The sequence below is a fragment of the Actinomycetota bacterium genome, from assembly GCA_040755895.1.
In the GTDB taxonomy this organism is placed as follows: Bacteria; Actinomycetota; Aquicultoria; order Subteraquimicrobiales; family Subteraquimicrobiaceae; genus Subteraquimicrobium.
The window spans coordinates 1-11,013 of sequence record JBFMAG010000003.1 but is presented as its reverse complement, the minus strand read 5'-3'; the positions used below and the strand labels follow the sequence as shown (position 1 = coordinate 11,013).

Annotated in this window: 12 protein-coding genes and 1 riboswitch; all 12 genes read left to right on the top strand. The window is 47.3% G+C overall.

Going from position 1 to position 11,013, the window contains the following annotated elements; genetic code table 11:
• Positions 1-301 precede the first annotated feature (301 nt).
• Positions 302-3,397: a formate dehydrogenase-N subunit alpha gene (fdnG, locus tag AB1466_00120; GenBank protein MEW6188510.1), complete on the top strand. Its 3,096-nt coding sequence runs from the start codon at positions 302-304 to the stop codon at positions 3,395-3,397.
• A 1-nt stretch (position 3,398) separates the two neighbouring features.
• A complete protein-coding gene (locus tag AB1466_00115) occupies positions 3,399-4,187 on the top strand; it encodes a 4Fe-4S dicluster domain-containing protein (GenBank protein ID MEW6188509.1) in 789 nt (262 codons plus the stop codon).
• Entirely contained in the window at positions 4,187-4,849 is a 663-nt protein-coding gene (locus AB1466_00110) for a cytochrome b/b6 domain-containing protein (GenBank protein MEW6188508.1), read from the top strand. The genes AB1466_00115 and AB1466_00110 overlap by 1 nt, the downstream gene beginning before the upstream one ends.
• 222 nt (positions 4,850-5,071) lie before the next feature.
• Complete coding sequence (locus tag AB1466_00105; GenBank protein ID MEW6188507.1) at positions 5,072-5,971, top strand: formate dehydrogenase accessory protein FdhE; 900 nt, start codon at positions 5,072-5,074, stop codon at positions 5,969-5,971.
• A 74-nt stretch (positions 5,972-6,045) separates the two neighbouring features.
• On the top strand, positions 6,046-6,654 hold the full coding sequence (locus AB1466_00100; protein MEW6188506.1) for a molybdenum cofactor guanylyltransferase: 609 nt from the start codon (positions 6,046-6,048) through the stop codon (positions 6,652-6,654).
• Between the two features lie 19 nt (positions 6,655-6,673).
• A complete protein-coding gene (fdhD, locus tag AB1466_00095; protein ID MEW6188505.1) occupies positions 6,674-7,450 on the top strand; it encodes a formate dehydrogenase accessory sulfurtransferase FdhD in 777 nt (258 codons plus the stop codon).
• Positions 7,451-7,658: 208 nt separating this feature from the next.
• Positions 7,659-8,177 carry a molybdopterin-guanine dinucleotide biosynthesis protein B gene (gene mobB, locus AB1466_00090; GenBank protein MEW6188504.1) on the top strand — a complete coding sequence of 173 codons (519 nt, stop codon included), beginning with the start codon at positions 7,659-7,661 and terminating at the stop codon, positions 8,175-8,177.
• A 125-nt stretch (positions 8,178-8,302) separates the two neighbouring features.
• Positions 8,303-8,548 (top strand): twin-arginine translocase TatA/TatE family subunit, encoded by a 246-nt coding sequence (tatA, locus tag AB1466_00085; protein ID MEW6188503.1) that lies wholly within the window; start codon positions 8,303-8,305, stop codon positions 8,546-8,548.
• A 56-nt stretch (positions 8,549-8,604) separates the two neighbouring features.
• Positions 8,605-8,721, top strand: a riboswitch (molybdenum cofactor riboswitch).
• A 121-nt stretch (positions 8,722-8,842) separates the two neighbouring features.
• A complete protein-coding gene (locus AB1466_00080; protein MEW6188502.1) occupies positions 8,843-9,022 on the top strand; it encodes a hypothetical protein in 180 nt (59 codons plus the stop codon).
• 52 nt (positions 9,023-9,074) lie between these two features.
• Positions 9,075-9,911: a substrate-binding domain-containing protein gene (locus tag AB1466_00075; GenBank protein MEW6188501.1), complete on the top strand. Its 837-nt coding sequence runs from the start codon at positions 9,075-9,077 to the stop codon at positions 9,909-9,911.
• Positions 9,912-9,929: 18 nt separating this feature from the next.
• Positions 9,930-10,649 (top strand): ABC transporter permease, encoded by a 720-nt coding sequence (locus tag AB1466_00070; protein ID MEW6188500.1) that lies wholly within the window; start codon positions 9,930-9,932, stop codon positions 10,647-10,649.
• A partial coding sequence (locus AB1466_00065; GenBank protein ID MEW6188499.1) for an ATP-binding cassette domain-containing protein occupies positions 10,625-11,013 on the top strand: 389 nt, incomplete at its 3' end. The genes AB1466_00070 and AB1466_00065, both read left to right, overlap by 25 nt.

The window sequence follows — 11,013 nt, the reverse complement described above, 5'->3', positions numbered from 1 at the left end:
AAAGATTAATTTTTATTAAAAAATAGGAAAAAGAAGGAATTTTTATTTTTTGTTGTATATAAGGGTATAGTTGGCAAATGAAGAAATAAAAATCGAGCTATGAATGGTGATAATTTTCGCTCCAAGAGATGGTATCGAAAAATTGAAAATTTTCCTTTGTTCATATGTTTTCCGTTTCCTAAACTTTAGGAGGTCTATTAAGGTGACTTTAAAGACCTCCAAAATTTTTGGTGAGGATTGGAGGTGATATTTTGGGTATTCGCTTGGGAGAAATCTTTTGTGAAAGGAGTGAGTGTAAAAGGTGAAATTTTCACGGAGGGGTTTTCTCAAACTTACCGGTGCATCTCTTGCTTCTACCGCACTACTTCGTTTTGGCTTTGATGTATCGGCGATCGCCGAGGAAGTAGAGGAACTGAGAATCAAGGGTGCGAAAGAAGCGCCCACCATTTGTCCTTATTGTTCTTGTGGTTGTGGGGCAATTGTAAGTTCCGAACATGGGCACCCCATCAATATAGAGGGTGATCCCGATCATCCCATCAATCTTGGGAGTCTTTGTCCTAAAGGTGCATCAATGTTCCAGGTTGCTGCGGACACGGCGGGTTTGAGAAACAAGAAGGTTCTATATCGTGCCCCAGGTTCTTCTGAATGGGAGGATAAGACTTGGGACTGGGCAATCCCTCAGATTGCCAGGAGAATCAAAGAGACCCGGGACAAGTACTTCATTTCTACAGAGGATGGAGTCACGGTGAACCGTTGCGAATCCATCGCTGCGCTGGGTGGAGCGGCTGTAAATAATGAAGAGTGCTACCTGTGGATCAAATTAATGAGGGCACTCGGTCTCGTTTACATTGAGCACCAAGCCCGTATATGACACTCCGCCACCGTGGCAGCGTTGGGTGCAACGTACGGTAGAGGTGCAATGACCAATCACTGGATCGATATAAAGAACAGTGATTGCATCATGATCATGGGCGGAAATGCCGCAGAATGCCACCCCATGGCTTTTAAGTGGGTCACCAAAGCCATGGAGGAGAGAGGAGCCAAGCTCATCGTGGTCGACCCTCGATTTACTCGATCAGCCTCCAAGGCTCATATCTATGCCCCAATTCGGGCCGGCACGGATATTGCCTTCATCATGGGGATGATCAACTATGTCATCGAGAATGAGCTCTATCACGAAGAATACGTCAAGGAGTACACAAATGCTTCACTTTTGATAAAACCCGAATTCGAGTTCAAGGATGGGCTATTCTCGGGCTATGATGAGGCCAAGAGGAAGTACGACGAGACGACCTGGGGCTATCAAACGAAAGAGGTGACGGAAGTCAAAGAGGGGAAGAGGGTAACCGTCACGGAGCCCTTAAGGGATATGACCCTCACCGATCCCAATTGTGTCTTCCAGCTCCTCAAAGAACACGCCTCCCGGTACACACCGGAGATGGTGGAGAAGATCACTAGCTGTCCCAAGGAGAAATTCCTCGAGGTATGCAAGGAATTTTCGAAGACGGGCGATCCCGAGAAAGCTGGGACCATCCTATATGCCATGGGCTGGACTCAGCACACCGTGGGAACGGAAAACATCCGTGCCTTCGCCATGCTCCAATTGCTTCTTGGGAATATCGGGAGACCCGGTGGTGGAGTGAATGCTCTGCGAGGAGAGCCAAATGTTCAGGGTTCGACCGATCATGCTCTCCTGTGGCATACCTTACCAGGGTATCTCGGTGTTCCCGATCCCAAGAAACACCCCAACTTCCGGGCGTATGCCGATCAGTACACGGTGGGTAAAGCCACAAAGAATATCCTTCCCGGGTCGATATCCTGGTGGAGGCATGGGGAGAAGTACATCGTCAGTTTACTCAAGGCTTGGTGGGGAGAAGCCGCCCAGCCGGAGAATGACTTCCGCTTCGACTGGCTACCAAAGGTTGGCGCCGGTCACAAGGGTGGCAAATACTCCCACATAGCCCTGTTTGAGGCGATGTACGATGGCGTGATCAAGGGTTTCATCATCCTCGGTCAGAACCCAGCGGTCGGTGGACCGAACTCGAACATCGAATGTAAGGCTCTGGATAAGCTGGAATGGCTGGTCGACCTCAACCTGTGGGAGACCGAGACCAATGCCTTCTGGAAGAGACCGGGTGTTGACCCCACCGATATTCAAACCGAGGTCTTTAGACTGCCGGCGGCCGATTCCGTGGAGAAGGAAGGGTCCATCACCAACTCCGGTCGCTGGATCCAATGGCGTTGGAAGGGTGCGGAGCCCCTTGAGGATTGCAAGCCGGACCTGGAGATAATAGATCTTCTGTATAAGGAGCTGAAAAAGCTTTACGAAGCGGAAGACGGTCCGAATGCCGATGCCGTCACCAAACTCGTCTGGGATTATGGTACTCCACCGGATCCTGAAGAGGTCGCCAAGGAGTGTCATGGCTACATCGTGGTCGACAAGAAGTTGGTCAAGAACTTCACCGAGTTAAATGCCGATGGTTCCACCGCCTCGGGTAACTGGTTGTTCTCTGGTACCTTCACTCCCGACGGCGAGAATCTCATGAAGAGACGCACTCCGGAGGCGGAGGGTATCGGCAATAACCTTGAGTGGGCATTTTCATGGCCGGTTAATAGGAGAATTCTCTATAACCGAGCTTCCTGTGACCCAGATGGTAAGCCATGGAATCCAGATTTGCCGGAGATTTGGTGGGATCCCAATAAGGTTGATCCCAAGACTGGTAAGCCTGGTATGTGGACTGGCAATGATATCCCCGACTTTGCTGTTACCAAGGCACCCGATGCCCCGGGTGGAAAGTTGCCCGCCATCATGCTCAACGAGGGTGTCTTCAAGCTCTTTGCCCCGTGTGCCGAGGGACCCTTCCCTGAGCACTACGAGCCTTTGGAGAGCCCAACTGAGAATCTTATATCCGGGCAGCAGATAAATCCGGCGATTTTCCTCTGGCACAAGGTTAATCCGGACGACAAGGTTGGAACTTCGGATGAATATCCACTCGTCGCCACCACCTACAGGATAACAGAACACTGGCAGACGGGTATCATGACCCGTAACCAACCTTGGTTGGCGGAACTCATGCCTGAGATGTTCGTGGAGATGAGTGAAGAACTCGCTCAGGAGAAGGGGATTAAGAACGGTGACTGGGTGAAAGTGGTTACGGCACGAGGCGAAGTTGAAGCCGTAGCCATCGTCACTCCGAGATTCAAACCACTCACTGTGGATGGTAAGAAGATTCATCAAGTTGGTCTGCCTTGGTGTTATGGATACGTTGGTTATACCACCGGGGGTCCCAAGAAACTGAACTACGCTGCCAACCAGCTCACTCCACACATCGGTGATGCCAACACCATGATCCAGGAATCCAAGGCATTTCTCTGCGATATAAGGAAGGTGAAGTAAGATGGCAAAGGCGATGCTCATAGACGTCACAAAGTGCACTGCCTGTCGCGCTTGCCAGGTAGCTTGCAAGCAGTGGAATCAGCTTCCCGCGGAGAAGACCACTTGTCAGGGGACCTATGAAAATCCACCCGAACTTTCACCCAAAACTTGGACAAAGCTCAAATTCAAGGAGATCAGTGAGAACGGGGAAGTAAAATGGCTATTTAGAAAGATGCAATGCATGCATTGTACCGACGCCACCTGCGTTAAAGTATGTCCCACGGGGGCGGCACACCAGACCGAGCTCGGAGTGGTGGTCATCGATGAGGATAAGTGCACCGGTTGCAAGTATTGTGTACAGAACTGCCCATTTGAGATTCCTCAATATGACACGGATACGAACACCGTCAAGAAGTGTAGGATGTGCTATGACCGGGTGTCAAATGGCCTTACCCCCGCTTGTGCCAAGACCTGTCCCCCTGGAGCCATTCAATTCGGTGAGAGGGAGGAAATGGTCTCCCTGGGCCGGGAGAGAGTGAGCGCTCTCAAAGCGGACGGCAATCTCGATGCATATCTTTACGGGGAAACTGAGTTGGATGGATTGGGTGTGATGTATGTCCTAGCTGAAAAAGCGAAAACCTATGATCTTCCGGAGGAGCCCAAGGTTCCACTCTCTGCGGTCTTATGGCAGGACATCCTCAAACCACTGGGTCCGATCTTAGGTGGAGCAGCCGTTGCTGCGTTCGCACTTAGTTTTCTACTCAACATAGGATATAAACCCGAACAAGAGACTGAGGGGGGTGAGGAGTAGTGAGACGCCGGAGAAGAATTATAAGGCAAAGCGCAGCCTCCAGATTTCTTCACTGGACACACACCATCTCTTGTCTGCTACTTTTCTATACGGGGCTTGCGCTTTATTCGCCCCGACTAAATGGTTTAGCTGCGGTCTTTGGGGGACTCGATGGATCCAGGTTTGCCCATAGGGTTTGTGGTGTTTTCTTCATCGGCATCCCCATTCTCATGATCATATTCAACTGGCGGGGGTTCGTGAATTTCCTTAAGGACATATTCACCTGGGAAGAAAATGACACCGCCTGGTTGCTGAGATTCCCCATTTATCTATTCCGTGCGAAGACGAAGATGCCTCCACAGGGCAAATTGAAATCGGGGCAAAAGTTCGCCGACTGGTTCATCATCGGTAGTTCCATCCTCCTCATTTTGACCGGGATTGCCATGGCTTTCCCCGCCAATTTCCCCAAAGGACTGGTACAGTGGAGTTTTCCTCTCCATGAACTGGGGATGATCATCCTCGGTGTATTCCTCCTTGGACACATCTACTTGGGACTCGGTATCTTTCAACCTTACCGAGGGGCTTGGAGATATATGTTCGGCGATGGCACGGTGAGCGAGGAGGAAGCGAAGTATCATTGGGCGAGGTGGTATGAGGAGGTCAAAGGGAAGGAAAGTACCTAATTTTGATTCAGAAAAATGGGCACCCGTTCTTTGTGGATGGGTGCCCATTTTTTATGAGCTCTAACTTTGAATTTTCACTTAAAGGCGGTCTTAACTGTGCAAACCTAAATTTTGCCAAAGTAAAGTAAACTCTAAACTTCTACAAAGACTTTCGGGTGTTATTTAAAGGATTAGAAAACCCAAGCTAGAATTCATATTTGTACAAAGATTTTAGGGAAGGAGATGAGTCAAATTCAAATCCATTTAAAGCAAAGGGATATTTCCCCAAACGAGATGGCAAGAGAGATAGAGTACTATAAAAAACGAAACCCCGGTTTAGGTGACTTACTCCATTTTTACCAGGCAATATTCGAGATTCAACGAAAGTATATATCACGAGTTGAGCCCCTGGTTTATCTCGATGAAGAGGAGATTAGAGCGAGACTTAAGGAGGGGAGACCCCTTCTCAAGGACGAAGACATCATCATTGACTCCACCCTATTCCGACAATTACTGGAAGAATTGTGCGAGGTCATCAAGGCTAAAAGCAGGTTTAAGGGAAAGTTTAGCAAACTCCTTTCCTCTGAAGAGCTTAAGCCCCAAAAAATGAGCGATTTCATTAAGAAGTTGAAGCAAACGGATATTCAGTATTTGATGGAATTTTCAAAGAAGGTAAAGCTAAACATGGATATTCTATTCTTTCTAGTTCAAAATGTGCTCATTCCCTTCTATGAAAGGTACGCCAGGGAGGTTCGGGATAAAATCGATCATGCCCTTTGGCGGCAGGGTTTTTGTCCCATTTGCGGGCACAAACCCCTGATTGCAAAGTTTCGAGAGGAAGATGGTTTAAGACTTTTGCACTGTTCTCTCTGTCGAACTCAGTGGTGCTTCTTGAGAGTTAAGTGTCCCTTCTGCGGGAATAGCGATCATGAATCCCTTCAATATTTTTATTCCGAGGGCGACAGGGGACATCGCGTGGATGTATGTGAGATGTGCAAGAGGTACATTAAGACCTCGGATGAACGGGAATTACAACGAAAGGTCATTCTGGAGATTGAAGATGTCGCTGGGGTCCATCTGGATGCCTTCGCCAAAAAGCAAGGGTATACACCCGGAGCACAATACATCGCCGAGACGAATTAGATGAATGGTCCCTTGTCCCTTGCGCCTAGCACCTGGTAAAATAGAATTACCATGAGTGAATCCGTATAAGGAGAGTGGTGGGAATCACTGGGATTATCCTGGGAGGGGGAAGAAGTTCAAGAATCGGAAAGGATAAATCGTTTCTAAAAATAGGTTCAAAGACTCTCTTCGAGCATGTTTTGGACAAATTATCCTGCGTATGCGGGGGAATCATCCTCGTCACCAACACTCCCCAGGCTTATCGCATTGGGAATTTCAGCTGGGATTTTCAGATAGTTCAGGATGAAATTCCCTATCAAGGTCCCCTTGGTGGTATCCTGACCGGTCTGCAGTCATCTCAAAGCTTCTATAATTTTGTAGTCGCCTGCGATATGCCATTCCTGAATTTGGAATTGATGAGGTTTTTGGAGAAAGAAACGGATGGGGTGGATATTGTAATACCTCATTCTCCTAAAGGATTGGAACCTCTTCACGCCATTTATTCCACTAATTGTATTGCTCCCATTCAAGAAAGGCTCGGCCAGAAAGATTTTAGAATCATTTCTTTTTTCGATGATGTTCGGGTAAAATATATAAACGTGGAGCAGGTGAAAAGATTCGATCCCCAATTTCTATCCTTTTTTAATGTAAATACCTTCCAGGATTTGGAATTGGCAAGGCGCATCCGCAGGAAGGTGAAATAAGACGATCCGAGGGAGATCGATGACCAAAGTCAAAAAGTCGCAGGTAATAGGGGGGAAAGGTGGTCAACGGGAGGCAACTGAGGCTGCACTTCCCGCGGAGAAGCCGATAACCATTTTCCTCAATGACGAGCAATTGGTCACGGTTATGGCTACGCCCGATAAATTGAGGGAGCTGGCTGTAGGTTTCCTATATGCCGAAGGAATTCTAAAGGATATAGGAGATTTGAAACAAACCACGGTTGACCAAAAGAAGGGCATAGTCTGGGTGGAAACCAAAAAGAAGACATTGCTGGGAAAATTGTTCCATAAAAGGTTTTTAACCTCGGGTTGCGGAAGAGGATTCACTTTTACCAGCTTATCCGATGTTAAAACGGTAAAAATAGAATCAAAGCTCCAGGTATCCAAGGACACCATTTTAAATCTGATGAAGGATATGCTTGGCAGGGCGGAACTTTATCGCCAATCGGGAGGCATCCATTGCTCAGCTTTATGTGATAAAGATGGCATCCTTTCCTTCAGTGAGGATATCGGTCGACATAATACTTTTGACAAGATTTTTGGGGAGTGCTTCCTGAATCAAATTCAAACCGAGGACAAAATGATGTTCAGCACGGGAAGAATCTCCTCAGAGATGTTGTTAAAGGCAGCAAGGGCAAAGATACCCGTAGTTGTCTCCCGTAGTTCCCCCACCGATTTATCCGTGGAAATTGGGGAGAAGCTGGGAGTAACCATAATTGGCTATGTCAGGGCGGGAAAGATGAGAATCTATTCCCATCCCGAAAGAATCCTATTGTAGGAGGATCATAAATACTCAAAATAGAGCCCGTTTAAGAATGAGGCAGCTCTTTTTGATATAAACCCTTAAATCCAAAATCCTAAGCACTAAACAATATCAAATTTTAAAATTCAAATGGTCAAAACAGGTTTTGGATTTAGAAAATTAGGATTTTGAATTTGTTTGGAATTTAGGATGCAGAATATATTGTAGGAGGGATAAGAATTAGGTGGTTCCAATAGTTTCTGTGGTCGGTAAATCGCATAGCGGTAAGACCACCTTGATTGAAAAACTCATTCCCGAGCTTAAAAGGCGGGGATATAAAATAGCCACCATTAAGCATGATGTCCACGATTTCGACATCGATCACCCCGGAAAGGATTCCTGGCGACATGCTCAGGCTGGAGCGGATACCGTGGTCATTTCCTCTCCTCACAAGGTCGCCGTGATAAAGAAGGTGGACTGGGAACTTTCCTTGGATGAGATCTCGGGAAAGTTTGCGGGAGATACGGATCTCATCATCACCGAGGGGTATAAGAGGGAAGATAAGCCCAAGATAGAGGTCTACCGATCTCACCAGGGTGAACTCCTATGTTCTTCCCAGGAACTACTCGCCGTGGTAGAAACCGAGCTCCCGAGCTCCCCAGCTCCCGAGCTTTATAAGGGAGTCCCCCACTTCGACATGGATGATGTAAAGGGTTTAGCCGATCTCATTGAGAGGGAATTACTGATGGGCTCCTCAAGATAAGAAGTCCAAAAGATCCATCTATTTTGCAGGAACTTTATAGATTTAGGTTGAATTTCTAGTAAGATTGGCTTGTGGGTATAATTTATGATAAACTAAAGAAAATTTGGATAAAAGGCGTGATGTAAATGTTAGATGGTTTGTTATGGACCGCTTATGTTTTCGGGCTTGGCCCAACAGAGCTCATAATCATCCTGGTAATTGTTTTAATAATCTTTGGCCCCCGCAAGTTGCCAGAACTCGGTAAGGCCATAGGATCGGGTCTACGTGAACTCAGAAGGGCGTCTGAAAGTAAGGGCGAAGAGGAAAAAGAAAAGGCGAAAAGTAAGGAAAAAGGCAAAGAGGAAGAGGAGAGCGAGGAGGAAGAGAAATAAATTTGCGATTTTAAGCAGGAAAAAAGGAAATTTTAGCGAATATAAAAAGTAAAATTACATAAGATCATCTCCGAGTCATTTTCCCTAAGGTTGCCTATGGGGGATGACCGATAGGGTTTAGATGGAAACGTCTAGGCCTCCCGTGTTTGGAAAGGAGAGTGTTTGATAAATTTAAAGCACCGTATCCATATGCGTGGAGGCGGTGCTTTTCTTTTGTAGTTAGCTTGTTAGTTAGTTTGCTGGTTGAGGAAAACAAGCAAACCAGCAAACTATGCTGGAGAGGAGGATGAATTTATGGCCTACGTTTCGGATAAAGTGGAGAAGGCGGTAAAAGAGGAGGCGAGGGAGGGTAAAATTTCCTGTTCCCAGGCTCGCAAGTTGTCCGAAAAATTGAAGGTTCCCCCCATAGAGGTGGGGCGGGCTGCGAATCGTCTGGGAATCAAAATTTACGGTTGCGAGCTTGGATGCTTTTGAGACAAACCCCAAACCAACCAGCAAACAAGCCAACACCAACTGGGGGATCGAAGTGAAGTTTAAAAAATTGGGGATGCTAATTATTTTGATGCTAATCTTCTTCCTGTTATTGGGATGTAAACCGGAGAAACGGGTTTTAATCCTGGCCACTACCACTAGCACCCATGACACCGGACTTTTAGACGAAATTCTCCCCATTTTTGAGAAGAAGTACAATGCAAGGGTCAAAACCATCGCCGTGGGAACAGGTGAAGCCATTGCCATGGGTGAGAGGGGTGAGGCCGATGTGTTATTGGTTCATTCGCGCGAAGCCGAAGAGAAATTCGTCGCCCAAGGAGATGGAGTGAACCGGAGAGATGTGATGTACAACGATTTTGTCATCGTTGGACCGGCTCCCGATCCCGCTGGAATTAAAGGCATGGATGCCCTTGGCACTCTAAAACGGATTGTAAACGAGAGAGCACTTTTTGTTTCTCGAGGCGATGACTCTGGAACTCACAAGAAAGAGAAAAAACTCTGGGAAAAGGCTGGGATTCAACCCCCGAGCGATTGCTATATCTCGACGGGTCAGGGCATGGCTGAAACCCTCCGAGTTGCCGACGAAAAGGGAGCTTATACCCTCGCGGACAGGGGAACCTATCTTTCGCTTAAGGAAAGCATAAACCTCACCATTCTGGTCGAAGGCGACAGGGTTCTATTCAATCCCTATGGGGTGATCGCCGTAAATCCAAAGAGATTTCCCAAGGTAAACTACAATTTAGCCACGAAGTTTATTAAATGGATAACCTCTGTTGAGACCCAAAAAATCATTGGAGATTTCGGTAGGGAAAAATACGGGCAACCCTTATTTACTCCAAACTCGCGAGAGTGGCGAGCAAAGACGAAATAGTTGAAATGGAGGCGTGAGATGGAACTAATCTGGGAAGGCATAAAAAAAGCGGTTCTACTCCTGATCACCGGAGATCGAGAGGTTATAGAGATCGCTCTCCTTTCCCTAAAGGTCTCAGGTGGTGCGGTTTTAATCTCCATACTTCTGGGTATTCCGTTAGGTATGTTTCTCGCCCTTACATCATTTCCTGGGAGGAGGATTTTGGTTGCCGCCGTCAACACGGGCATGGGTCTCCCACCCGTAGTGGCTGGTCTCTTCGTGTGCATGTTTCTCTGGCGGAGTGGACCACTGGGATTTTTTGGAGTACTCTATACCCCGACAGCTATGGTCATCGCCCAAGTACTCATCGCTGCACCAATCGTGGCTGGTTTGACGATTGCTGCGATTCAGCAACTCGATCCGGAGTTAAGATTACAGGCTTTATCCCTGGGAGCATCTCGCGGCCAGATGCTCGTGACCCTCATTAAGGAAGCTCGCCTCCCCACTCTGGCTGCGATCATGGCTGGTTTTGGTGGAGTTATCTCCGAAGTGGGAGCGGTAATGATGGTGGGAGGCAATATAAAGGGTCAAACAAGGGTCTTGACCACGGCGACGGTGATGGAGACCAGAATGGGGCACTTCGACATCGCCATAGCTTTAAGTGTGATTCTTTTAGTCTTGGCTTTCATCGTTAATCTGATCCTTACCGAGATTCAGCAAAGGGGAGCTGCTCCGTGGATCATCCGTACCTGGAGGTAAAAAACCTAATACATGAGTATGATGGCAAGCGAGTCTTGTCCATCGATGAGTTAAGGATTTATCAGGGAGAGATTTTTGCCATCATTGGACCCAATGGAGCTGGCAAAAGTACGTTGCTCAGAATATTGAATTTGTTGGAGAGACCATCTCAAGGGAAGATCATTTTTCAGGGGATGGTCATCGAACCTTCCACAGATAAGTTGCCCTTGAGGCGAAAAATGGTCATGGTTTTCCAGGAACCACTCCTCTTCAATGGCACCGTCTTTGAAAACGTGGCATATGGCTTAAAGTTGAGGAGGTATCCAAAAATGGAGATCGAGGAGAGGGTCAATCGGCTTTTGATCAAATTCAATATTCACCAGCT

Bases quoted from the DNA above. Each gene is read 5' to 3' on its own strand.
- AB1466_00115 (MEW6188509.1), top strand. From the start codon at position 3,399: ATGGCAAAGGCGATGCTCATAGACGTCACAAAGTGCACTGCCTGTCGC.
- AB1466_00105 (MEW6188507.1), top strand. From the start codon at position 5,072: ATGAGTCAAATTCAAATCCATTTAAAGCAAAGGGATATTTCCCCAAAC.
- fdhD (MEW6188505.1), top strand. From the start codon at position 6,674: ATGACCAAAGTCAAAAAGTCGCAGGTAATAGGGGGGAAAGGTGGTCAA.
- tatA (MEW6188503.1), top strand. From the start codon at position 8,303: ATGTTAGATGGTTTGTTATGGACCGCTTATGTTTTCGGGCTTGGCCCA.
- AB1466_00080 (MEW6188502.1), top strand. From the start codon at position 8,843: ATGGCCTACGTTTCGGATAAAGTGGAGAAGGCGGTAAAAGAGGAGGCG.
- AB1466_00070 (MEW6188500.1), top strand. From the start codon at position 9,930: ATGGAACTAATCTGGGAAGGCATAAAAAAAGCGGTTCTACTCCTGATC.